24 protein-coding genes are annotated in these 22,276 nt (G+C 72.5%); 15 read left to right on the top strand and 9 right to left on the bottom strand.

Annotated features, from left to right (window positions below; translation table 11 throughout):
* From ACH54P_RS39915 to ACH54P_RS39955, 9 genes are all read left to right on the top strand, one after another.
* On the top strand, positions 1-1,221 hold the full coding sequence (locus tag ACH54P_RS39915; protein WP_489908462.1) for a cytochrome P450: 1,221 nt from the start codon (positions 1-3) through the stop codon (positions 1,219-1,221).
* Complete coding sequence (locus ACH54P_RS39920; RefSeq protein WP_489908463.1) at positions 1,218-2,444, top strand: cytochrome P450; 1,227 nt, start codon at positions 1,218-1,220, stop codon at positions 2,442-2,444. Before ACH54P_RS39915 ends, ACH54P_RS39920 begins: the two co-directional genes overlap by 4 nt.
* A complete protein-coding gene (locus ACH54P_RS39925) occupies positions 2,441-3,670 on the top strand; it encodes a cytochrome P450 (RefSeq protein ID WP_489908464.1) in 1,230 nt (409 codons plus the stop codon). Before ACH54P_RS39920 ends, ACH54P_RS39925 begins: the two co-directional genes overlap by 4 nt.
* The gene (locus ACH54P_RS39930) at positions 3,664-4,416 is read left to right on the top strand and encodes a thioesterase II family protein (protein WP_489908465.1); all 753 of its coding nucleotides are present in this window, start codon (positions 3,664-3,666) and stop codon (positions 4,414-4,416) included. The genes ACH54P_RS39925 and ACH54P_RS39930 overlap by 7 nt, the downstream gene beginning before the upstream one ends.
* 342 nt (positions 4,417-4,758) lie before the next feature.
* Positions 4,759-6,930 carry a sensor histidine kinase gene (locus ACH54P_RS39935; protein WP_489908466.1) on the top strand — a complete coding sequence of 724 codons (2,172 nt, stop codon included), beginning with the start codon at positions 4,759-4,761 and terminating at the stop codon, positions 6,928-6,930.
* Positions 6,930-7,364 (top strand): roadblock/LC7 domain-containing protein, encoded by a 435-nt coding sequence (locus ACH54P_RS39940; protein ID WP_489908467.1) that lies wholly within the window; start codon positions 6,930-6,932, stop codon positions 7,362-7,364. The genes ACH54P_RS39935 and ACH54P_RS39940 overlap by 1 nt, the downstream gene beginning before the upstream one ends.
* A complete protein-coding gene (locus ACH54P_RS39945) occupies positions 7,361-7,738 on the top strand; it encodes a DUF742 domain-containing protein (RefSeq protein WP_489908468.1) in 378 nt (125 codons plus the stop codon). The genes ACH54P_RS39940 and ACH54P_RS39945 overlap by 4 nt, the downstream gene beginning before the upstream one ends.
* Positions 7,719-8,306: a GTP-binding protein gene (locus ACH54P_RS39950; protein WP_489908469.1), complete on the top strand. Its 588-nt coding sequence runs from the start codon at positions 7,719-7,721 to the stop codon at positions 8,304-8,306. The genes ACH54P_RS39945 and ACH54P_RS39950 overlap by 20 nt, the downstream gene beginning before the upstream one ends.
* 19 nt (positions 8,307-8,325) lie before the next feature.
* Entirely contained in the window at positions 8,326-9,084 is a 759-nt protein-coding gene (locus tag ACH54P_RS39955) for an MHYT domain-containing protein (RefSeq protein WP_489916915.1), read from the top strand.
* 256 nt (positions 9,085-9,340) lie between these two features.
* Here ACH54P_RS39955 and ACH54P_RS39960 read toward each other — a convergent pair whose 3' ends face one another.
* Positions 9,341-9,970 (bottom strand): PaaI family thioesterase, encoded by a 630-nt coding sequence (locus tag ACH54P_RS39960; protein ID WP_489908470.1) that lies wholly within the window; start codon positions 9,968-9,970, stop codon positions 9,341-9,343.
* Positions 9,971-10,018: 48 nt separating this feature from the next.
* Positions 10,019-10,786 (bottom strand): SDR family NAD(P)-dependent oxidoreductase, encoded by a 768-nt coding sequence (locus tag ACH54P_RS39965; RefSeq protein ID WP_489908471.1) that lies wholly within the window; start codon positions 10,784-10,786, stop codon positions 10,019-10,021.
* A gap of 68 nt (positions 10,787-10,854) precedes the next feature.
* On the opposite strand from ACH54P_RS39965, the gene ACH54P_RS39970 reads away from it, so the two are divergent.
* Positions 10,855-11,391 (top strand): ferritin, encoded by a 537-nt coding sequence (locus ACH54P_RS39970; protein ID WP_489908472.1) that lies wholly within the window; start codon positions 10,855-10,857, stop codon positions 11,389-11,391.
* Here the strand turns inward: ACH54P_RS39970 and ACH54P_RS39975 are convergent.
* Positions 11,388-11,552, bottom strand: a complete 165-nt coding sequence (locus ACH54P_RS39975) for a hypothetical protein (protein ID WP_489908473.1) — start codon at positions 11,550-11,552, stop codon at positions 11,388-11,390. The genes ACH54P_RS39970 and ACH54P_RS39975 overlap by 4 nt on opposite strands.
* A 378-nt stretch (positions 11,553-11,930) precedes the next feature.
* Here ACH54P_RS39975 and ACH54P_RS39980 point away from each other — a divergent pair, with 378 nt between their 5' ends.
* The 3 genes from ACH54P_RS39980 to ACH54P_RS39990 are packed head-to-tail and all read left to right on the top strand — an operon-like array spanning position 11,931 to position 13,857.
* The gene (locus ACH54P_RS39980; protein ID WP_489908474.1) at positions 11,931-12,782 is read left to right on the top strand and encodes a formate/nitrite transporter family protein; all 852 of its coding nucleotides are present in this window, start codon (positions 11,931-11,933) and stop codon (positions 12,780-12,782) included.
* A 53-nt stretch (positions 12,783-12,835) separates the two neighbouring features.
* On the top strand, positions 12,836-13,399 hold the full coding sequence (locus tag ACH54P_RS39985) for a TetR/AcrR family transcriptional regulator (protein ID WP_489908475.1): 564 nt from the start codon (positions 12,836-12,838) through the stop codon (positions 13,397-13,399).
* Positions 13,396-13,857, top strand: coding sequence for a nitroreductase family deazaflavin-dependent oxidoreductase (locus ACH54P_RS39990; protein ID WP_489908476.1), 462 nt, complete (start codon positions 13,396-13,398; stop codon positions 13,855-13,857). The genes ACH54P_RS39985 and ACH54P_RS39990 overlap by 4 nt, the downstream gene beginning before the upstream one ends.
* Before the next feature lie 7 nt (positions 13,858-13,864).
* On the opposite strand, the gene ACH54P_RS39995 is transcribed toward ACH54P_RS39990, so the two are convergent.
* The 6 genes from ACH54P_RS39995 to ACH54P_RS40020 are packed head-to-tail and all read right to left on the bottom strand — an operon-like array spanning position 13,865 to position 19,219.
* Complete coding sequence (locus ACH54P_RS39995) at positions 13,865-14,233, bottom strand: DUF5313 family protein (RefSeq protein ID WP_489908477.1); 369 nt, start codon at positions 14,231-14,233, stop codon at positions 13,865-13,867.
* Positions 14,234-14,279: 46 nt separating this feature from the next.
* Positions 14,280-15,728: a sensor histidine kinase gene (locus ACH54P_RS40000; protein WP_489908478.1), complete on the bottom strand. Its 1,449-nt coding sequence runs from the start codon at positions 15,726-15,728 to the stop codon at positions 14,280-14,282.
* Positions 15,725-16,405, bottom strand: a complete 681-nt coding sequence (locus ACH54P_RS40005) for a response regulator transcription factor (protein WP_489916917.1) — start codon at positions 16,403-16,405, stop codon at positions 15,725-15,727. Before ACH54P_RS40005 ends, ACH54P_RS40000 begins: the two co-directional genes overlap by 4 nt.
* Entirely contained in the window at positions 16,402-17,550 is a 1,149-nt protein-coding gene (locus ACH54P_RS40010; RefSeq protein WP_489908479.1) for a streptophobe family protein, read from the bottom strand. Before ACH54P_RS40010 ends, ACH54P_RS40005 begins: the two co-directional genes overlap by 4 nt.
* Positions 17,550-18,317, bottom strand: a complete 768-nt coding sequence (locus ACH54P_RS40015) for an ABC transporter permease (protein ID WP_489908480.1) — start codon at positions 18,315-18,317, stop codon at positions 17,550-17,552. The genes ACH54P_RS40010 and ACH54P_RS40015 overlap by 1 nt, the downstream gene beginning before the upstream one ends.
* Entirely contained in the window at positions 18,314-19,219 is a 906-nt protein-coding gene (locus ACH54P_RS40020; protein ID WP_489908481.1) for an ABC transporter ATP-binding protein, read from the bottom strand. Before ACH54P_RS40020 ends, ACH54P_RS40015 begins: the two co-directional genes overlap by 4 nt.
* A gap of 350 nt (positions 19,220-19,569) precedes the next feature.
* On the opposite strand from ACH54P_RS40020, the gene ACH54P_RS40025 reads away from it, so the two are divergent.
* Positions 19,570-20,616, top strand: coding sequence for a glycoside hydrolase family 62 protein (locus ACH54P_RS40025; RefSeq protein ID WP_489908482.1), 1,047 nt, complete (start codon positions 19,570-19,572; stop codon positions 20,614-20,616).
* Positions 20,617-20,629: 13 nt separating this feature from the next.
* Complete coding sequence (locus tag ACH54P_RS40030; protein WP_489908483.1) at positions 20,630-22,270, top strand: endo-1,4-beta-xylanase; 1,641 nt, start codon at positions 20,630-20,632, stop codon at positions 22,268-22,270.
* Positions 22,271-22,276 lie beyond the last annotated feature (6 nt).

A 22,276-nucleotide genomic window follows, 5' to 3' on the forward strand; every position in this document is an offset into this window, starting at 1 on the left:
ATGACCGACTTCGTCATGCCGCAGATCGACCCGGCGCTGCTGCCGCCGTCCGTCCGGTTCGGACTGGCGGACACGCTGCCGTGGCTCGGCCGGATGCGCGCTGCGAACCCGGTGCTGCGCGACCCGTTCGGCATGCACCACGTGTTCACCCACGCCGAGGTCCAGCAGGCGCTGGCCGACCCCGGCACGTTCTCCAGCGACCCGTCGCACGTGATGCCGCAGGCCGCCGCGGAGCTGTCCGCCGGCATGCTCGCGGTGATGGACCCGCCGGCGCACACCAAGGTCCGCCGGATCGCGAGCGCGGCCTTCACGCCGAAGCGCGTCAAGGACCTCAACGACCGCATCGAATCGATCGCCGAGGAGCTCCTCGACGCGGCACCGGGTGACGAGTTCGACTTCGTCACGGCGTTCTCGCAGTACCTGCCGCTGGTCGTGGTGTCCGAGCTGCTCGGCATCCCGCGGACCGACCTGCCGCAGTTCCTCGCCTGGACCGAGCAGCTCCTCCAGGTCACCGTGCCCAACCCCAACGACGCCGCCGAGATGGACGCCGCCATGCAGGCGGCCATGTTCGGCCCGCTCGTCCAGATGCAGCAGTACATGGCCGGCCTCTGCGCCGAACTGCGCGCGAACCCGCGGGACGGCTTCATCAGCGACCTGCTCCAGGCCGAAGTGGACGGTGAGCGGCTCGCCGACCACGAAGCCGTCAACCTCGCCATCCAGCTGCTGCAGGCCGGGCACATCACCTCGGCGTCGCTGCTGGCGAACTCCGTGCTCAAGCTGTCGGAGCACCCGGAGATCGAGGCCCGGCTGCGCAACGACCCCGCGCTGATCCCGGCCGCCGTCGACGAGGTCCTGCGGTTCATCCCGCCGGTGCCCCGCCTGCAGCGGTTCACCACCACCGACACCGAGCTCGGCGGCGTGAGCATCCCGGCGAAGAGCATGGTCTTCCTGTCGTTGCTCTCGGCCAACCACGACGAGAAGGTGTTCATCGACCCGGACGCCTTCACCATCGACCGCGCCCCCGGCCGCAACCTCACCTTCGGCCACGGCATCCACTACTGCTTCGGCGCGGCGCTGGCCAAGACCGAGGCGAAGGTCGGCCTGGGCGCGCTGCTGCGCCGGTTCGCCTCGATCGAGGTACTGGCCGGAGAGCCGGTCGAGTTCTACGAGAGCGAGCTGTTCACGCCGAAGAGCGTCCGGGTCCGGGTGCGGCGGGCGTGACCAGTGCACTGTCCACAGAGGACGTCCCGTCGGCCCGGTTCGGCCTCGGCGACCAGCTCGCCTGGCTGCGGGACAAGCGCGAGGCCGGCGGGGTGCACGTCGACGCGTTCGGCCACCACCACGTCTTCTCGCACGCCGACGTCGAGCGGGTCACGAAGGATCCGGCGACGTTCTCCAGCAACCCCGCGCGGGTGCTGCCCGAGGGCGTGCCGAACCTGACCGAGGGGATGATGCTCGTCGCCGACCCGCCGCAGCACGGCAAGCTGCGGCGGCTGGCGGCGCAGGCGTTCACCCCGAAGAAGATGCGCGACCTCGGCCCGCGCGTGGCCGAGATCGCCACCGGCCTGCTGGACCGGGCGCCCTCGGGCGGCTTCGACGCGGTCGAGCACTTCACCGTCGACCTGCCCGCGACGATGATCGCCGAGCTGTTCGGCATCCCGGCCGCCGACGCGGGCGCGTTCCGGGCGCTGGTCGAGCAGATCATGGCGATCGAGCCGCCGAACCTCACCGACGAGACGGCCGTGCGGGAGACGGCGGAGAACGCGCTGGGCGGGCCCTTCCTCGAGCTGATGGGCTACCTGCTGCAGCTGTGCGCGCGCCGGCGCGCCGAACCGGCGCCCGGGCTGATCTCCGACCTGGTGCGCGCGGAGCTGGACGGCGAACGCCTCACCGATCCGGAGGTGGCGAGCCTGGCCGTGCAGATCCTGCAGGCCGGGCACCTCACCACCGCCGCGGTGCTCGGCCACGCGCTCGTGTTGCTCGCCGGGCACCCGGAAGCGCAGGAAGCACTGCGGACGGACCGCTCGCTGATCCCGGGCGCCGTCGAAGAGGTCCTGCGGTGCCGTCCGCCGTCCACCCGGCTGCAGCGCTACACCACGGCGGACACCGAGGTCGCCGGGCACCCGATCCCGGCGCGCGCGATCGTCGTGCCGTGGATGCTGTCGGCGAACCACGACGACGCCGTCTTCGCCGAACCGGACGTCTTCGACATCCGCCGCCGCCCGAACCGCCACCTGACGTTCGGCCACGGCATCCACTTCTGCCTCGGCGCCATGCTCGCCCGCGTCGAGCTGGCCGGCGCGCTGAACGCGCTGTTCGACCGCGTTCCCCCGTGGACGGTCGACGGCGTCGTCGAGTACCAGGAATCCCATCTGCTGTTCGCACCGAAGCGGGTCCCGCTGGTCGTCAGCACCACCCCCACCGATCGGAGAGATCCCGCATGACCGAGACCCTCGACACCGCCACCGGGGTGCCGTCGTTCCCGCTGCCGCGCGGCAAGTGCCCGTACCACCCGCCCGCCGGGTACGCGGAGCTGCACCGCGAGGCGCCGCTGTCCAAGGTGAAGCTGGTCGACGGCAAGCAGGCCTGGGTCGTCACCGGCTACGCCGAGGCCCGCGCGCTGCTGTCGGACCCGCGGCTCTCGGCCGCGCGCTCGCACCCCGACTTCCCGAACAACGCGAAGATCATGCCCGGCACGGGGATGCCGCAGCCGGTGCCCGAGGGCGACGCGCTGACGTTCGCGCAGCTCGACGACCCGGAGCACAACACCCAGCGCAAGCTGGTCATCCCCAGCTTCACCCTGCGCCAGGCCAAGGCGATGCGGCCGAAGATCCAGCGGATCGTCGACGAGCTGATCGACGGCATGCTGGCCGACGGCCCGGGCGCGGACCTCGTCTCGGCGTTCGCCGTGCCGTTCCCGTCGATGATGATGGCCGAGCTGTTCGGCGTGCCGGAGGAGGAGCGCGCGGTCTACACCGAGCACGTCCGGTACCTCGCGACGCGGCCGGACATGATGGTGCCGGCGATCTACACGCTGTCCGACTTCTACACCAGGCTGTTCGAGCGCAAGCGCACCGAGCCGGGCGAGGACCTGGCCACGCACATGGTGACCAGCTTCGACGAGCGCCCCGGCGAGATCGGTTTCCAGCAGCTGCTCAACTCGGCGATGCTGGTGACGGTGTCGGGCAACGAGTCCACGATGACGATGATCTCGCTGGGCGCGTTCGCGGTGCTGAACAACCCCGCGCAGGCCGACATCCTGCGCGCCGACCCGGCCGGCGCGGCACCGCGCGCGGTGGAGGAGCTGCTGCGCTACATCTCGGCGGGGGACATCATCTCGCGGCTGGCCACCGAGGACATCGAGGTCGGCGGGCAGACGATCCACGCGGGCGAGGGCGTCATCCTGGCGACGCCGGCGGTCAACCGCGACCCGGCGGCGTTCCCGGAGCCGGACGAGCTGGACCTGCGCCGCGACCACAAGACGCACCTCACCTTCGGCCACGGCCCCCACCAGTGCGTCGCGATGAACTTCGCGACGGCCGCGCTGGAGGTCGTCTTCTCGACGCTGTTCGCGCGGCTCCCCGGCCTGCGGCTGGCCGTGCCCGCCGAGGAGGTGCCGCCGGGCGGGCTGGGCGTCTACCGCGTCGCGGAGCTCCCGGTCACGTGGTGACCGCGGACCGCTGGTTCCGCCGCTTCCACCCGGCCCCGGCGGCGAAGGCACGGCTCGTGTGCCTGCCGCACGCGGGCGGTTCGGCGTCGTTCTACTTCCCCGTGTCACGGGCGCTCGCCCCGGACGTCGAGGTCCTGGCCGTGCAGTACCCGGGGCGCCAGGACCGGCGGCAGGAGCCGTTCGTCCCCACGATCGGCGCCCTCGCCGACGCGATCGCGGCGCTGCTGCGGGAGGAGCCGGACCGGCCGCTGGCGCTGTTCGGGCACAGCATGGGCGCGATGGTCGCCTACGAGGTGACCCGGCGGCTGGAGTCGTCGGGCCCGGCGCCGGTGACGCTGTTCGTCTCCGGCCGCCGCGCGCCCGACCGCTACCGCGACGACCGCGTCCACACCCGGTCCGACGAAGGGGTGCTGGCCGAGGTGCGGCGGCTGAGCGGCACGGACACGGACCTGCTCGGCGACGAGGAGGTGGTGCGGATGATCCTCCCGGTGCTGCGCAACGACTACCGCGCGGTCGAGACCTACCGGCACACCCCGGGCTTCCGGCTGTCGACGCCGGTGGTGGCGTTCACCGGGACCGAGGACCCGGTGGCATCGGTGGCCGAGGTGGACGCCTGGGCCGAGCACACGACCGGCGGGTTCGAGCTGGTGGCGTTGCCGGGCGGGCACTTCTTCCTGACCCGGCACCAGGACGTCCTCCTGCGGACGATGACCGAGCGTCTCATCGGTCCCCGGGTCTCCGCCTGACGCGGGCCGCGGGGCACGGTCGTCCCGTGCCCCGCGGTCGCCGGAAATTCACGGACACAGCAGGGTTTTCCGTCCGATCTCGAACACGGCGCTCACCCTCCGCGAGGGTAAAAAGCCGGGCTGTGGAAGCTCACCCTGTGTAGCTGATGCGTACGGGGGAAATGGCGGGCGTTCCTTGACAACACCGCGGTAACCGGAGTTACGTCTCCGGCTGAATTCCGCGGAAAAGGAACCAGAAATCGTTCTCGGGCCACCGGTACGAATCGAGCCACGCCACCGATGAAAGAAGACGAACCCTCATCCCGTCGTTCCGCCGCGTCCTGGAATCCCGGGACCTGGCGGTTGCGCACCAAGATCTCCGTCGTGCTGTTGCTGCCCGTCCTGGTCGCCCTGCTGCTGGCCGGCGGCCGGGTGCAGGCCGAACTCGCCCAGGCGGGCGGGCTCAGCGCCGTGCGTGACCAAATGCCGGTCGTGCAAGGGATTTCCGAACTCGGCGGACTCGTCGACGACGAGATGATCCACGACGGCGGCGCCGCCCAGACCGCGGCGGTCGACGCGAAAGCCGGCGCGGTCCGCCACGACGCCGCATTCGCGCAGCTCAACCCCGAGTTGTCGCGAACATTGGAAGATCAGCTCGGGAAATTGGCCGACCTGCGGCAGCAGACCGGTTCACCCGCCACCAAAACCGCCGCCTACCACGACTTCGTCGTCGCGCTCAGCGAACTGATCCCCGGCGTCGTCGCCCAGGCCGGAAATGCCGATCTGGACGCTTCGGCGGCCAGCACGAAAGCATTCGTGCAGCTGAGGGCCAGTCTCGCGGGCCAGGAAGCGCTGACGGGCCGGGCGGAGGACGCCGCCGGGCGCGCCGCGGCCGAGGAAACCGTGCTCACCGGCCAGATCCGCCGTGCACTGCCCACCGGCGCGGCGGCCGCCCGGTTCGCCGCGGCGACCAGCCCCGGCGCCGGCGGACCCGCGGCGAAGCGCGCCGTGCTCGGGACCATCCTCGCCGAGCAGGTGAAGACGCTTTCGGACGCCGTCGGCGCGCAGACCAACCTGGCCCGGTCCGACGCGCTGCGCGACGCCGCGCTGGTGCTCGCGTCCCTGCTGGGCGCCCTCGCCATCGCGCTCGCCGTGGCCCGCTCGGTGGTCGCCCCGATCCGGCGGCTGCACGCGGCCGCGATCGACACCGCCCGCCGCCGGCTGCCGGACACGATCGAACGGATCCGGGAGGGCGACGACGTCGACTGGCGGGCGACCGAGCCGATCCCGGTCGACTCCGAGGAAGAGATCGGCCAGCTCGCCCGCGCCTTCGACGACATGCACCGCCAGGCGGTGCGGCTGGCCGTCGGCGAGCAGGCCGAGATGCGCATCCAGGTCAGCGAGATGTTCATGACGCTCTCGCGCCGCAGCCAGTCCCTCGTGGAGCTGCAGCTGTCGGTGATCGAGGACCTCGAAGCGGACGAGCAGGACCCGCAGCGGCTGGCCGAGCTCTTCCAGATCGACCACATCGCGACCCGGCTGCGGCGCAACGGCGAAAACCTGCAGGTCCTCGCCGGCGGCCGCCCGGTGCGCCGCGACGTCGGGCCCATCGCGACGGTCGAGCTGCTGCGCGCGGCGACGTCGGAGGTCAAGGACTACCAGCGGGTCGCGCTCGGCAACGCGCCGCGCGGGTCGGTGCAGTCCGAGGCCGCGGCCGACGTCGTGCACATCCTCGCCGAGCTGCTGGAGAACGCGATCCGGTCGTCGCCGCCGGACGAGCAGGTCGTGCTCACCGCCGACCGCGGCTTCGACGGCGGGGTGCTGATCGAGGTCGTCGACGTCGGGCTCGGCATGAGCCGCGAAGACCTGGCCGCGGCGAACGCCCGGCTGGCCGCCGGCGCGTCGGTGAGCCCGGAGACCACCCGCCGGATGGGCCTGTTCGTGGTGAGCAGGCTGGCCGCCTCGCACGGCATCACCGTGCGGCTGCGGCCCACGACCACGCGGTCCGCGAGCGCCGGCATCACCGCCAGCGTGCACGTCCCCGGCGTGCTGATCCTGGTCGACCTGCCGCCGCGGCCCGGCCCGCCCGCGCTGCCCCCGGCGGTCAACGGCAACGCCCGCCACGAGCTCGAACCCCGCTGGCCCGCCGAGGAACCCGGCCCCGTGCCGGCCGCCGTCGCGGAGCACACGCCGATGCCGACGCCGATCTTCGACCAGATGCTGTCGCACTGGTTCGCCGAGCCGCCCGCGAAACCGGCGCAGCCCGCCGAGTGGGCGTCCCCGGCGGACCAGGTCCGGCAGGTCGCCGAAGCCGCGGTCGGCACCCTCGACGACCTCGAGTTCACCGATTCGGGCCTGCCGACGCGGCGGCCCGGCGCGCAGCTGGCGCCCGGCTCGGTCGCCCCGCGCCAGCCGCCGTTGCCGGACCCGTCGTTCCGCGATCCCGCCGCGGTGCGGAACAACCTTTCCCGGCACTACAGCGGCATGCGCGCGGCTCGGCACCGGGTCGCGACCGATCCGAAGGCGGAGCAGTGATGAACCCCCGGCAGGAAGGAGCGGAAGTGGTCGACCAGTCCCGGAACTGGCTGGTGTCGGCGTTCACGCAGGAGGTGCCCGGCGTCGCGCACGCCGCCCTCGTCTCGGCGGACGGGCTGCTCGTCGCGGCGAACGAATCCCTGCCGCGCGACCGGGCCGACCAGCTCTCGGCGATCGCTTCCGGGCTCTCGAGCCTCGCGCTCGGCACGGCCGACCTGTTCACCGCGGGCCGGGTCGTGCAGTCGGTGATCGAGATGGAGCAGGGCTTCCTCATGCTGATGAACGTCGGTGACGGCTCGAACCTGGTGGTGCTGGCCAACCCCGGCTGCGACATCGGGCTGGTGGGCTACGAGATGACCCTGCTCGTCGACCGGGTCGGGAAGATGGTCGAGACGCCGGCGCGGCCCACGGCGTCCCCGGGGGCGAGCCGGTGACCGAAGGCCGTCGACGCGAGGGCGGGCGGCACGCGGCGTCGCTGGCCCGGCCCTACGCGTGGACCGCCGGCCGGACCCGGCCGACGGTCGACCTGGCGGTGGAAGCCCTCATCGAGACGACGGCGGAGGGGCGCACGGCGCCCTACAGCCCGACCAACCCCCTGGCCGCGGTGACGCAGCTGTGCCTGCACCAGCGTTCGGTGGCGGAGGTCGCGGCCCACCTGGGCGTCCCGCTGGGCGTGGCCAGGGTGCTCATCGGCGACCTGCTCATCGCCGGCCAGGTGTCGATCCGCGACACGCTCACCACGGACGCCTCCTGGGACGAACGGAACGACCTGCTCGAAAGGGTCCTCAGTGGACTACGCGCACTCTGACAAACGGATCTCCTCGGCCAAGATCGTGGTGGCGGGCGGGTTCGGGGCCGGCAAGACGACGTTCGTCGGCGCCGTCTCGGAAATCAACCCGCTGCGCACCGAGGCCATGATGACGTCGGCGGCCGTCGGCGTGGACCGGACTGAAGCGGTGCCGGGGAAGTTCGCGACGACGGTCGCGATGGACTTCGGCAGGCTCACCCTGACCGACAACCTCGTGCTCTACGTGTTCGGCACGCCGGGCCAGCACCGGTTCTGGTTCATGTGGGACGACCTCGTCTGCGGCGCGGTGGCGGCGATCGTCCTGGTCGACACGCGCCGCTTGGCGGACTGCTTCGCGTCGATCGACTTCTTCGAGTCGCGCGGCCTGCCGTTCCTGGTGGCCATCAACCAGTTCCAGGACACCCGCCAGCACGCGCCCGACCAGGTGCGCGAAGCCCTCAAGATCCCGGCGGCGATCCAGGTGATCACCTGCGACGCGCGGTCGCCGGAGTCGACGAAGCGGACCCTCATCGCCGCGGCCGAGCACGCGCTGGCCGAGCTGCACGCCCCCCACCAGCGGAAAGCCTGACAGGAGCCCGGAAATGCCGATGGACCACGAAGACTTCGCGATGGGCAACTGGCTCATCGTGCTCGCCTACCTCACTTCGGTGGTGGGCTGCGCGCTCGGGCTCGCCTGCACCCTGCAGGCCCGGTCGACGGACAACCCGCGGAGCCGGCTGATGTGGCTCGGGCTCGCGGCGGTGTCCATCGGCGGGGTCGGCATCTGGGTCATGCACTTCATCGCGATGCTCGGGTTTTCGACGCCCGGGCTGCCGGTGCGCTACGACATCATCCGCACGGCGCTGTCGGCGATCCTGTCGGTGACGGCGGTGTTCCTCGGCCTGCTGGTGTTCGGCGTCCGCAACCGGTTCGCCTGGAAGCGGCTCCTGCTGGGCGGCCTGCTGACCGGGCTCGCGGTGAACGTCATGCACTACACGGGGATGTGGGCGGTCCAGATCAAGGGGACGATCGGCTACGACCCGACGCTGGTGGTGCTCTCGGTGGTCATCGCGGTCGTCGCGGCGACGGCGGCGCTGTGGTTCACGGTCGGCCTGGACAAGCTCCTGCCCCGCCTGGCCGCGGGCCTGGTGATGGGCGCGGCGGTCACAGGCATGCACTACACGGGCATGGCGGCGGTCCGCCTGCACCTCGACCCGGGGGCGCCGGACCCGTCCGGGACGGAGGTGTTCTCGTTCCTGTTCCCGGTCTTCGTGCTGGCGGCGTTGGCGATGGCGGTCCCGATCTGCGCGGTGTTGATGGCGACGTCGAGCGCGGAATCGCCGCGGCACACGACTCTGGTGCCCTGAGCGGAACCGGGCGGTTGCGGCTGGACTTCCTGGTCACGGGCTTGACCGCGGGGCGGCGGCATGAAGCAGGGCGGGACGCGGGGGGTTCCCGGCGCAGCCGACCAGCCACGTCGCGTTGAGCTGGCCGGGGAACGCGGCGACGTCGCTGCGGTGGGGGTCAGACGGCCCGCAACCGGGAGCCGGCTCAAGGAGCTGTTCGGGCGCCGGCTGGCCTCGAGACGCGCCCTGCGAGCCGACCGGCTCGCGACCGGAGGCTCTAGTCCACAGCAGACACCGGGAACCGGTCGGCGCTGAAGTGCACCAGGATCGCCGTCGCCGTCGCGCAGACCAAGTCGCCCGCTCTCAGCGTCGCGGTGGCGTGGAGCTTGCGCCCGTCCCGGCGCACGAGCCGGCCTTCCGCGGTGAGCGGGACGGCGTACGGGGTGCCGTGGTGGTAGTCCACCGTCAGCGACGCCGTCATCCCGGGAAAGCCCGCCGCCGCCGTGGCGCGGCCCAGTACGTGGTCCAGGACCGCCGCCACCCAGCCGCCGTGCACCCGGCCCGGTGGTCCCTCGTGCGCGGCGCCGAGCAGCACGTCGGCCCGCACCGCGTCCGGCCCGACGTCCACCCAGGACAGCGGGGGCGCCAGCGGGTTCCCGGGGCCCTCGAGCGGGTTGTTGACGCTCAGGTGACCGCCGCCTTCGAGCGCGGCCAGCAGCAACGGCCTCCCGCCGCCCGCGGCGCGCAGGGCCGCGGTGACCGCCTCGACCCGCTGCGCCGCGGCGGCCAGGTCGGCTTCGTCGTCACGCACGCACACGGAAGCTTCGATCAGCTCCCGGATCCGGGAGCCGAGCAGGGCCCGTCCGGGCGGCACGCCGTCGACGACCGGAAACTGGATCTCGGACATCGCGCTCCCCGGGGCCCGGAACTAGAACGTGTTTCACTCTAGCAGGCGTCACCAGGTCGGGCGGGCCGTCACGCCGCCGTCGACGACGAGGTCGTGGCCGGTGATCCAGGCGGCCAGCGGCGAGGCCAGGAAGACGCACGCGTTGCCGACGTCGGCCGGGGTGCCCAGCCGGCCCAGCGGGGCGGCGCGGTGCCAGCGCTCGACGCCCTCGGGCCAGTCCCGCGCGAGGTCCGGGCGGTCGATCAGCCCGGGGGACACCGTGTTGACGCGGATCCCGCGCGGCCCGTACTCCAGCGCCGCGCCGCGGGCGTGCATCACCAGGGCCGCCTTGGCCGCGCTGTAGTGGACGTGCCCGGGTGCGGGCTGCCGGGCCTCGATCGAGGCGATGTGCGTGATGCTGCCGCCGTCGCGCATCAGCCGGGCCGCCGCCTGGGTGCAGGAGAACGCGCTCGTCAGGGTGGCGTCCAGCATCGCCTGCCAGCGCGCGGCCGTCAGGTCCGCGAGGGCTTCGACGGGCTGGATCCCGGCGTTGTCGACCAGCGCGTCGAGCCGCCCGCCCCACTCCGCGACGGCGTCCAGGAGCGCGTGACAGGCGTCGTCGTCGGTGAGCTCGGCCGCAAACGCTTTCGCCCGGCCCCCGGCGGCTTCGATCGCCTCGACGACGTCGTCGGCGGCGCCGGGACGGCGGTGGTGCACGGCCACCGCGCTGCCCGCCGCGGCGAACCGCAGCGCGATCCCGCGGCCGATCGTGCCGGAGGCACCGGTGACGCAGGTGATCGTGCCGGACAGGTCGGGCAGGCCGGGTGCGGGGGTCACGAGCCGATCGTAGATCCGCGGCCCGCGGAGGATGTCGCTCGGCGGGCGGTCCGTCGTACCTTGGGGGCATGGCCGAAACCCGGAAGTTCGCCGAACTGCTGCAGACCCAGATCCGGCACGAGTTCACCGCCGCCCAGCAGTACATCGCCCTGGCCGTCTGGCTGGACGCCCGCGACCTGCCGCGGCTGGCCAAGCGCTTCTACCGGCAGGCGATCGAGGAACGCAACCACGCGCTGGCGATGGTGCGCTACCTGCTCGACCGCGACCAGCCGGTGGCCGTCCCGGGCAGCGGCGAGGTCCGCAACGACTTCACGAGCGTGCACGAGGCGATCTCACTGGCCCTGGAGCAGGAACGCACGGTCACCGCCGACATCGAGGCGATCGCCAAGGCCGCACGGGCCGAGGAGGACTACCTCGGCGAGCAGTTCGTGCACTGGTTCCTCAGGGAGCAGGTGGAGGAGGTCGCCCAGATGACCACGCTGCTGACGGTCGTCGAGCGGGCCGGCGACAACCTGTTCGAGGTCGAAAACCACCTGTACCGCGAGTCGGCGACGGAGGTCGAGGACGCGCCGGACATGCCGCCGGTGGCCGGAGGGAAGCTCTAGAGGAAGACCCGATCCGCCTCGTCCTCGCCCGCCCGCACCGGGACTCCCAGCGGGGTGGGGCAGCCGACGGCGGGGCGGTCGGGGTCGCAGTGGAAGCGCAGCCGGTCGTGCTCGAGCCGCAGTTCGACGTTCGGGGAGCGCTCGACGCCCGCGCGCAGCACCCGCTCGTGCGCGGGCTGGTAGCGGAACAGCTGCGGCGGGGTGGCCGTGCCCGCACGGCGTGAGCTCGGCGCCGATGAACGCCCGGCCGGTCCGGTCGACGAAGTCGAGCGGGCACCCGGCCGGCATGTCCTGCTTGAGCCGCTCGCCCGGCCCGGCCCGCACGACCTCTTCGTCGGTGGAGATCGCCCGGGCGCACGTCGCTCGTCCGTGAAAGGAGGTGGGGCGCCGATGTCCGATCTCACCGGATCCGGCGGCGCCGGTGCGGATTCGCTCATGGGCCCGTGATGCCGGGTTCACCGGCCCGCAGCGGGCAGCGGTTCGACTGGGGGCTCCGGTGATCATCCGATCACGCAGCCGACGCGCCAGGAGGAGCAGCCGTGCCCGTCCCGATTCCCGAAGCCCTCAGTGTCCAGGCGGACGCCGCGCGAAGCAAGATCGACGAGCTGCGCCGCCCGGGCCGCTACCTGCTGAGCTCGGCGCTGGCCGGCGCGTACATCGGGATGGCCGTGGTCCTGCTGCTCGCCGTGACCGGGCCGTTGAACGCGGCGCAGTCGCCGTGGACGAAGCTCGTGCAGGGCCTGGTGTTCGGGATCGCGCTGACGGCGGTGATGTTCGGCGGCGGCGAATTGTCGACCGGGAACATGATGACGATGGTGCAGGGCGCGTTCGTGCGCCGTCGCGGGCTGGGTGCCGGGCTCGCCGTGATCGCCGGGTCGTTCGTGGGCAACCTCGCCGGTTCCGTGGTGTTCGCCTGGCTGGTGCACGAAAGCGGGATCCTGCAGACCGGGGCGACGCCGGGGCACGCGGCCCCGGCGGCCGCGCTGCTGGCCGCGACGATCAAGGCGAAGGCCGCGGAATCGGGCGCGATGCTGTTCTTCCGCGGGGTGCTGTGCAACTTCCTGGTCTGCCTCGCCGTGTGGATGGCGGCCCGGACGAAGTCGGACGGCGCCAAGCTGGTGCTGATCTTCTGGTGCCTGCTGGCGTTCATCGCCTCCGGGTTCGAGCACGTGGTGGCCAACATGACGGTGTTCTCCCTCGGCCTGTTCGACGGCGTGCCCGGCGCCACCTTCGGTGCCTTCGCGGTCAACCTGGTGCTGGTCGGGCTGGGCAACCTCGTCGGCGGCGGGCTGATCGTCGGCGCCGGCTACGGCTTCCTCGGCCGGACCGCCCCCGCCGCGGTGGCTGAACGGCGCCCGGCCGAAGAAGCGCTCGAGCCGGTCTCCGCGTAGGGCGTACGATCAGGGCAGTCGTCCAGGACGACTGCCCTGATCGGAGTCTGCCCATGAGTTCACCAGCCGCTGTCCGCGGCGAAGCGGTCCGGCGGCGCCTGCTCGCGGCGGCGCTCGAGCTGGTCCCGGAGCGGGGCTGGCCGGCGGTCAGCACCCGGGTCCTCGCCGAGCGCGCCGGCGTCACCCCCAGCGTCGTGCACTACCACTTCGCGTCGGTCCAGGCGTTGCTCGCCGAAGCCGTGCTGGGCGCGTTGCGCGGCGTGGCCGGGGAGTTCGAACCGCTGCTCGACCGCGCGGGCACACCCGCGGAAGCCGTCGACGCGCTGTTCGGCTCCGTCGAGCGGTACACCGGCACCGATCCGCTGTCGCTGGTGTTCGTCGAGGCCGCCCTCGCCGCGACCCGGGACGAGACGCTGCGGACGGGCATCGCGGAGGTCCTGGCCGGCCTGCGGACGCGCCTCGGCGACCGGTTCCGGACCTGGGGCGTCCCCGACGCCGGCGCCACGGCGGCGGTGCTCGTGGCCGCGATCGACGGCCTGCTGCTGCACCGCGTGCTCAGCCCGGCACCCGCAGCGGCGGCGGCGGTCCTGCGCCGGCTGGTCACGGTGCCCGCGTGAGGCCCGGGCGGGTCATGCGGGCCGTTTTCCGGGCCCCGGTGCGCCTCTACGACCACGGCTTCGGGTGGCTGCTCGGCCGGCGGTTCCTGTGCCTGACGCACCTCGGCCGCCGGTCGGGCAAGACGTACCGCACGGTGCTCGAGGTCGTCGGCGTCGACGACGGCGAGTACTTCGTGGTCGCCGGGCTCGGGGCCGGGTCGGACTGGTACCGCAACATCCAGGCCCGGCCGCCGGTCGAGGTCGTCGCCGGGACGCGCCGGTTCGCGCCCCGGCACCGGGTGCTCGGCGAAGCCGAAGCCGTCGCGGTCTTCGCCGGCTACGAGCACCGGAACCGCTGGGTGCGGCCGGTGCTGCACCGCGTGCTGGGCAAGCTGCTGGGGTCGCCCTACGACGGCAGCGAGGCCGCGCGCCTTCGGCTGGCCCGTCGGCTCCCGGTCGTCGGCCTGCGCGAATCCTGAAAACCGGTCACGGCCAGGAACCCGAGCCCGTCCGGCGCCGCCGCACCTCCTTGCCGGTGCCCGGCGGGAAACCGTGCTTGATCAGCCGCACCTCGGCCAGCTCGTCCGCGCTGGTCAAAGTGAAGAACAGGCTCAGGCCGAGGCTCAGCACCAGCGCCGCCAGCACGGCGCCGGTCGGCAGCGGCGTGAACAGCGTCGCCAGCACGAACGCCGCGACCAGCCACGGCAGCGCCTCGAAGACGATCCGCAGGGCGAACCGGAGCACCCACGTCTTCGCCGTCGCGTCGTGGAGCACCCACTCGCGGTAGGCGTCCGGGAGCCGGGCGCCGTAGACGTACCGGAGCCACTGGAGCGGGCCGGGCCGAGGGACGGGCATGCCTTCCGGGTACCCGCGCGGAGCCCGTTTCACCTGCATCGACCGCTCAGCCGTGGTCCAGCAACGGGAGCGTCAGCCGGAAACAGGCGCCCTCGCCCAGGGAGGTCTCGAGTTCGACGTCGCCGCCGTGGGCGTGGGCCAGGGATCGCGCGATCGCCAGCCCGAGTCCGGCGTCGGCTCCCGGTGCACGGGTCCGGGAGCGGTCCGCCCGGTAGAACCGGTCGAAGACGCGGCTCGCCTGCTCGGCCGTCATCCCCGGGCCTTCGTCCGCCACTTCGAGCACTGCGCGACCCGCGACCGTCCCGACGCCGATGCGGACCGGGGTGCCCGGCGGTGTGTGCGCCGCCGCGTTGCCCACCAGGTTCGTCACCACCTGCCGCAGGCGGGCCTCGTCGGCGTCGACCGGGGCCGGGCCGGGCAGCCCCGTACCGCCCGGGCCGGTCAGGGCGACCGGGCGGGCCGGGTCGAGGACCCGCAGGTCGTGGCGGGCGTCGCCGGCCAGGGTGCGCAGGTCCATCGGAGCGCGGTCGAGCTGGCCTTCGGGCGCTTCGTCGAGCTGGGCGAGCAGCAGCAGGTCCTCGGTGAGGGCGGTGAGCCGGGTGGCCTCGCGGTCGATGCGGCGCATCGTTTCGTCCACATCGGACGGATCCGGCAGCGCCCCCATCCGGTACAGCTCCGTGGACCCCTTGATGCCGAACAGCGGCGTCCGCAGCTCGTGGCTGACGTCCGAGACGAACGCGCGCATCCGGGCCTCGGACGCGGCGCGGTCGGCGAAGGCCCGTTCGAGCTGGCCGAGCATGGTGTTGAGCGACGCCGCCAGGTGCCCGATCTCCGTACCGGGCGGCGCCAGGACCGGGACGCGCCGGGTGAGGTCGCCGTCGGCGATCGCGGCCGCCGTGTGCTCGATCCGGCGCAGCGGCCGCAGGCCCCGGCCGAGGGCGAACCAGCCGACCGCGGTCAGCAGCACGAGCAGCACGGCGCCGCTGATCAGGCTGCTCGACCGCAGCTGCGCGACGGTGGCGTCGGCCGCGGTGCGCGGCGCGGCCGCCAGCACCGTCCCGCCCCAGCCGACGGTGGGCCGCCCGACGGCTCGCCAGTGCGAGCCGTCGGGCGCCGCCAGGTCCACCGCCGTCCCGTCGGCGGGCACCGTGCGCAACGCGTCGAAGGACGGCAGCGCGGCGCCGGCCAGCCGGGACGAGTGGAGGCCGCCCGCCGGCGCGCCGCTCGCGTCCAGGTACACCAGGTACGGCGTGCCGAACAGGTCGAGGGCGGGGTCGAGCAGCTCCGGGCGGGCGGTGGTGTTCTCGATCTTGGGCGGCCCGGTGGCCGAGACGCGCGAGATGAGGTCGGTCAGCGACCGCAGCTGGCCGTCGAGGCGGTCGAGCTGGTAGCGCTCGACGTGGTCGGAGACGGCCGCGCCGACGAGCCCCAGCCCGGCCAGCAGCAGGCCCGCGGTGAGCAGCAGCAGCCTGGCCCGCAGCGAAAGCCGCCTCACCGCCGTGGCTCCCGCAGCACGTACCCCACGCCGTGGACGGTGTGGATGAGCTTCGGTTCTTCGGTGTCGACTTTCCGGCGCAGGTAGGAGATGTAGGTGTCGACGATGCTGGCGTCACCGCCGAAGTCGTAGCGCCACACGCGGTCGAGGATCTGTGCCTTCGACACCACGCGCCCGGCGTTCTCCATCAGGTAGTGCAGCAGCCGGAACTCCGTGGCGGACACGCGGACGGCGCGGCCCGCCCGCGTCACCTGGTGCCCCTCGGCGTCGAGGGCGAGCGTGCCCACCGTCAGCACGCCGGCCTGGTGCCCGGTGGTCCGGCGCAGGATCGCGCGGATCCGCGCGATCAGCTCAGCCAGGTCGAAGGGCTTCGTGACGTAGTCGTCGGCGCCGAGGGACAGGCCGGTGACCTTGTCGGCCTGGCGGTCCCGCGCGGTGAGGAAGAGGACGGGCACCGGCGTGCCGTGGTCGCGCAGCCGCCGGACGACTTCGAAGCCGTCCATGTCCGGCAGCATGACGTCGAGCAGCACCAGGTCGGGCGGCTGCGCGGTGGCCGCGGCGACGGCTTCACCGGCCGTCGCCGCGGAGGTCACCTCGAAGCCGGCGAAGCGCAGGGCGGCGGAGAGCAGTTCGCGGACGGTGGCTTCGTCGTCCACCACGAGCAGCCGGGACGTCATCGCTTCCATGTCCGCGAGGATACGGAGGAACGGCTCCGAAACCCGTCGACCAGCAGGCTTCCGGCGAAGCCCGCCAGCGCGCCGCCCGCGAGCCCGGCGGCCAGGGCGAGCAGGGGGTTCGCGCCGAGGACGGGGATCGGGAAGGTGAACACGGCGACGCCGATTTCGACGGAAACCCGCGACAGCAGCGTGACGACGGCCAGCGTGGCGCCGGTGGCGGCGCCGAGCCGGACGGCGAGGCCGGCGGCCCGGCGCAGCGGAGGGCCGGGCCGGGGACGCGTCCGCGCGGCGACGACGAGGCCGACGCCGAGCAGCACGACCGCCGACACCCAGGTGAGGGAGGGCTCGAAACCGCAGGGGAGCGTCATCGGCACCCCCAGGCCGAGCACCAGGACGGCGGCCACGACCTGCGGCAGGACGAGCAGGACGCCCCCGGCCGCCGCGGCGCCGCCGAACGCGCCCGCGGCGAGCAGGCAGACGGCGGTGAGCGCGCCCATCGCGACCAACGCGCCCCGGAGCCCGGCCGCGAAGGCCCGGAACCGCAGCGCGGCCCAGCCGATTCCCGCTACGGCGAGCGCCCAGACCACGGCGGCCGCCACGGCCGGGGCGAGGCCGACGGTGAAGCCGGCCTCGAGGTGGCCCGGGAGCCCGCCGCGGAACGGCAGGCTCGGGCCGCACCCGGACGCGGCGAGCCCGCTGGGTGGCGGGAAGGCAAGGGTGCCGCGGGCGGCCAGGGTGACGAGGGCGATTCCGGCGGAGAAGGCCGCGGTGGCCGCGGCGACGCGGACGGGCAGCCCGTCGCGGCCGCGGCGCAGCAGGAGGAGACCGAGGACCACGGCGCCGACGAGGGAGATCCCGAGCGGCATGAGGTGAACGGCACCGTGGACGGTGATGGGGAACCTGCCGGTCGGGATCGCGTCGGCGGCGGGGAGTCGGCCGCCGAGAAGCCCGCCCGGCGGCCCACCGGCCGGGACCGCCTCCACCGCCGCCGTGCCGCCCACCGCCAGGGCGACGACCGCCGCCGTCAGGGGAGCCAGTTCGCCGATCCGGCCCGCGTCGAGCAGCAGCAAGGCCGTCGCGGCCGGCACACCCATCGCCAGCAACGCGGCCACCGCCGCGGCCACTCCCCGTCCGACGTCGCGCATCAGACGTCCCGGCGGCGGAACACCACGAACGCCGCGGCCAGCACCGCCGCGACACCGAGGCACATTCCGCCCAGGTTGAGCCAGGGGTGCGGGAAGTCGGGGTCGGGCACCGTCTTGATCACCGCCGCCGCACCCAACGTGGGCCAGTAGAAGAACACACCCTGCAGCCACGCGGGGAAGAGGCCCGCGACCGCGGGGACCAGGAAGACGATGCCCACCAGGATGGCGAGCGCCCCCGCCGTGGCCCGGACGAGCGTGCCGAGCCCGGCCGCCAGCAGCGCGATCGCCGCCAGGTAGATCCCGCCGCCCGCCACCGCGGAGAGCACCCCCGGGTCGCCGAGGCCCGCGTGCGGCACGTCCTGCGCGGAAAGGAGGATCTGCCCCGTGAAGAAGGCGGCGAACATCAGCACCTGGCCCGCCACCACGGCGACGGCCGCCGCCACGGCCACCTTGGCCGCCAGCAACCGGTGCCGGCGGGGCGTCGCGAGCAGCGACGTCCGCATCAGGCCCGTCGCGAACTCCGACGTGACGACCAGGATGCCCAGCACCCCGATGATCAGCTGGGCGACGATGTACGACGTCAGGCTGCGGCCGGTCGGGTCCCAGGACGTCTCGGTCGCGTAGTCCCGGCCGGCCACGTTCGACGACAGGGCCGTGATGCCCAGCCCGACCACGAACAGGCACGCCACCGTGTACCAGGTGGAGCGCAGGCTGCGGAACTTGATCCACTCCGCGCGGACGCTGTGGGCGAAGGTCGGCGAGTTCATCGGGTGGCTCCCTGGTAGTCGACGCTGTCCTTGGTCAGCTCCATGAAGGCGTCCTCCAGCGAGACGCGCTGCGGGCTGAGTTCGCTGAGCGCGATGCCGTGGTAGGCGGCGAGCTTGCCGATTTCCTCGCCCGTCAGGCCGGAGACGACGAGGGACGACTCGACGCCCTCCCGCACGGTGGCGCCGGCGGCCGTCAGCAGGAGCGCGAAGCCCGGGTGGGGCGTGCGGACGAGCACGGTGCCCTCGCCGCGCATGAGCTCGCCCATCGCGGTGTCGGCGATGAGCCGGCCCCGGCCGATGACGACCAGGTGATCGGCGGTCTGCGCCATCTCGCTCATCAGGTGGCTGGACACCAGCACCGCCCGGCCCTCGCGGGCGAGGGACCGCATGAAGTCGCGGATCCAGCGGATCCCTTCGGGGTCGAGGCCGTTCACCGGCTCGTCGAAGATCAGCACCCGCGGGTCGCCGAGCAGCGCCGCCGCGAGGCCGAGGCGCTGCCGCATGCCGAGCGAGAACCCGCCGGCCCGCTTGCCCGCCACGGCTTCCAGCCCGGTGCGGGCGAGCACCTCGCCGACCCGGCGCCGGGGGAGGCCGTTGCTCACGGCGAGCGCCAGCAGGTGGTCGTACGCCTTCCGGCTGTCGTGGACGGCACCGGCGTCGAGCAGCGCACCCACCTCCGTGAGCGGCACGGGGAGGTCGGCGTAGCGGCGGCCGCCGATGGTGGCCGAACCCCGGGTCGGCGCGGCCAGGCCCACGATCATCTTCATGGTGGTGGACTTGCCGGCGCCGTTCGGGCCGAGGAACCCGGTCACCTGCCCGGGTTCGACGGTGAACGACAGGTCGTCCACCACGGTGTCGGGCCCGTACCGCTTGGTCAGGCCCCGGATCTCGATCGTCGTCATGCGGCGAGCGTGCCGGGCCGGCCTGGCCGGTTCCTGGGAGGTTCTGGGAGAACTCTGTGAAATCCGGCGGTCGCGGCCCGCCGGCGGCCGGTGCTCCCCGGAAACCGTGGCCTCGGGAGCAGGTCAGGGTGCTGTCATCGATGTCGGCCGCATCCGTCCACATCGGACGGCGATATCGCTGTGCGTAGCTGACCGTTGTCAGTGAGCGTCCAGCGTATTAAGCTGAGGCCACGCACCGAATGTTATCGCTAACATAAACCGTGAAAGTTTCGCGCGTCTTTCGATTTCGCACCCGATGGCGAAAGTTTCGATCGTCACCGGCTCGCTTTTCCCTGGCCTCAGGAGGTCTCGTGGAACTTCGGATCCGGCACATCGTGGCCACCGCCTCGGTGGTGCTGACCGCGCTCCTCGCCGCCCCGGCGGCGAAGGCGGCCACCACCGCACTGCCGAGCAGTTTCCGGTGGAGCTCCAGCGGTGTGCTCATCAGCCCCAAGTCCGACGCGACGCACAACATCGCCGGCCTCAAGGACCCTTCGGTCGTCTATTCGGGCGGCAAGTACCACGTGTTCGCCAGCACCGCGAACGCGTCCGGCTACAACCTGGTGTACCTCAGTTTCTCCGACTGGTCGCAGGCCGGTTCGGCCACCCCGCACTACCTGGACAAGTCCGCGATCGGAACGGGTTACCGCGCGGCGCCACAGGTCTTCTACTTCGCGCCGCAGGGAAAGTGGTACCTCGTCTACCAGAACGGCAATGCCGCCTACTCCACCAACAGCGACATCGGCAATCCGAACGGCTGGAGCGCGCCGAAGAACTTCTACGGTGCCATGCCGGACATCATCCGGCAGAACATCGGTTCCGGGTACTGGGTCGACATGTGGGTCATCTGCGATTCGGCCGCCTGCCACCTCTTCTCGTCCGACGACAACGGGCACCTGTACCGGTCGCAGACCACCTTGGCGAACTTCCCCAACGGCTTCTCGAACACCGTGATCGCGATGCAGGACTCGAACAAGAACAACCTGTTCGAAGCCGGCAACGTCTACAAGATCGCCGGCCAGAACCAGTACCTGATGCTGATCGAGGCGATCGGGTCCGACGGCCGCCGCTACTTCCGCTCCTGGACGTCGTCGAGCCTCACGGGCGGCTGGAGCCGGCTGGCCGCCAGCGAGAGCAACCCCTTCGCGCGGGCGAACAACGTGACGTTCCCCGGCGGGCAGTGGACGAAGGACATCAGCCACGGCGAAATGCTCCGCTCCGGCAACGACCAGACACTGCCGATCAACCCGTGCCGGCTGCAGTACCTCTACCAGGGCAAGAACCCGAACGCGGGCGGCGACTACAACAGCCTGCCCTGGCGGCTCGGCCTGCTCACCCAGACGAACTCCCACTGCTGACGAGAGGACGGCGATGAAAACACGATTCCTGGCCGCCGCAGCGGCCTTCGTCCTGGCGTTCACCGGCCTGGCCGGTGTCGCCGACGCGGAGTCGAACGGGGGCGTGCGGATCATGCCGCTGGGTGACTCGATCACCTACGGCACCGGCGTGCCCGGCGGCTACCGGATCGGCCTGTGGCAGCGCCTGGCGGCGGGCCGCTACACGAACGACTTCGTCGGTTCGCAGTTCAACGGGCCGGGCAGCCTGTGGGACCACGACCACGAAGGGCACCCCGGCTGGCGCATCGACCAGATCGACGCGAACGCCACCGGCTGGATGCACACGTTCAACCCGCGCTCGGTGCTGCTGCACATCGGCACCAACGACGTCCTGCAGAACTACAACGTCGCGGGCGCGCCGGGCCGGCTGTCCACGCTGATCGACCACCTCACCTCGGCGGCCCCCAACGCCGACGTGTTCGTCGCGCAGCTCATCCCCATCGGGTGGGCGAGCGGGGACGCCGCCGTGCGGACGTTCAACAACGCGCTGCCGGGGATCGTGCAGAGCAAGGTGAACGCGGGCAAGCGCGTGCACCTGGTGGACATGCACAGCGCGGTGAGCACCGCCGACCTCCCCGACGGCGTCCACCCGAACGCCGCCGGCTACGACAAGATGGCGGCCGTCTGGTACAACGCCCTGCGGTCGGTCCCGGGCAGCATCGGCAACCCGCGGGTCTCCGCGGCCGCGCCGGAGACGCTCGCCGCGGCGACCCTCGGCTCGGCGGCCGCGGCGAAGGGCCGGACGTTCGGTGCCGCGGTCGCCAACGGCCACCTCGGCGAGTCCGCCTACGCCACCACGCTGGACCGCGAGTTCACCGGCGTCACCCCGGAAAACGAGATGAAGTGGGACGCGACCGAACCGTCGCGGGGTGCGTTCCGCTTCACCGGCGGTGACGCCATCGTGAGCCACGCCCAGGGCCACGGCCAGAAGGTCCGCGGCCACACGCTGGTGTGGCACGCCCAGCTGCCCGCCTGGGTGAGCGGCATCGGCTCCGGCTCGGACCTGCTCACGGCGATGCGCAACCACATCACCGGCGTGGCCGGGCACTACCGCGGCAAGATCGCCTACTGGGACGTCGTCAACGAGGCGTTCAACGAGGACGGCACCCGGCGCGCGTCGGTGTTCCAGCAACGCATCGGCACCAGCTACATCGAAGAGGCGTTCCGGGCCGCCCGCGCGGCCGACGGCTCCGCGAAGCTCTGCTACAACGACTACAACACCGACAACCAGAACGCCAAGAGCAACGGCGTCTACACCATGGTGCGCGACTTCAAGGCCCGCGGCGTGCCCATCGACTGCGTCGGGTTCCAGGCCCACCTGTCGGCCGGGCAGAACCTCTCGACGCTGCAGGCCAACCTCCAGCGGTTCGCCGCCCTCGGCGTCGACGTGAACATCACCGAGCTCGACGTCGGCGGGTCCGGCAGCGCCCAGGCGAACACCTACGGTCAGGTCGTGCGGGCCTGCCTGGCGGTTTCGCGCTGCACGAGCATCACCACGTGGGGCGTCACCGACAAGTACTCCTGGCGCAGCGGCAGTACCCCGCTGCTGTTCGACGGCAACTACGCCAAGAAGCCGGCCTACACCGCCGTGCTTCAGGCTTTCGGTGCGGCGTAAGGGAGA

Source organism: Amycolatopsis sp. N2S4-7 (assembly GCF_058119595.1).

Bases quoted from the DNA above. Each gene is read 5' to 3' on its own strand.
- ACH54P_RS40020 (WP_489908481.1), bottom strand. From the start codon at position 19,219: ATGACGACGATCGAGATCCGGGGCCTGACCAAGCGGTACGGGCCCGAC.
- ACH54P_RS39925 (WP_489908464.1), top strand. From the start codon at position 2,441: ATGACCGAGACCCTCGACACCGCCACCGGGGTGCCGTCGTTCCCGCTG.
- ACH54P_RS39940 (WP_489908467.1), top strand. From the start codon at position 6,930: ATGAACCCCCGGCAGGAAGGAGCGGAAGTGGTCGACCAGTCCCGGAAC.
- ACH54P_RS39985 (WP_489908475.1), top strand. From the start codon at position 12,836: ATGAGTTCACCAGCCGCTGTCCGCGGCGAAGCGGTCCGGCGGCGCCTG.
- ACH54P_RS39955 (WP_489916915.1), top strand. From the start codon at position 8,326: ATGGACCACGAAGACTTCGCGATGGGCAACTGGCTCATCGTGCTCGCC.
- ACH54P_RS39970 (WP_489908472.1), top strand. From the start codon at position 10,855: ATGGCCGAAACCCGGAAGTTCGCCGAACTGCTGCAGACCCAGATCCGG.
- ACH54P_RS40010 (WP_489908479.1), bottom strand. From the start codon at position 17,550: ATGCGCGACGTCGGACGGGGAGTGGCCGCGGCGGTGGCCGCGTTGCTG.
- ACH54P_RS39960 (WP_489908470.1), bottom strand. From the start codon at position 9,970: ATGTCCGAGATCCAGTTTCCGGTCGTCGACGGCGTGCCGCCCGGACGG.
- ACH54P_RS40005 (WP_489916917.1), bottom strand. From the start codon at position 16,405: ATGACGTCCCGGCTGCTCGTGGTGGACGACGAAGCCACCGTCCGCGAA.
- ACH54P_RS39995 (WP_489908477.1), bottom strand. From the start codon at position 14,233: ATGCCCGTCCCTCGGCCCGGCCCGCTCCAGTGGCTCCGGTACGTCTAC.
- ACH54P_RS40030 (WP_489908483.1), top strand. From the start codon at position 20,630: ATGAAAACACGATTCCTGGCCGCCGCAGCGGCCTTCGTCCTGGCGTTC.
- ACH54P_RS40015 (WP_489908480.1), bottom strand. From the start codon at position 18,317: ATGAACTCGCCGACCTTCGCCCACAGCGTCCGCGCGGAGTGGATCAAG.
- ACH54P_RS39915 (WP_489908462.1), top strand. From the start codon at position 1: ATGACCGACTTCGTCATGCCGCAGATCGACCCGGCGCTGCTGCCGCCG.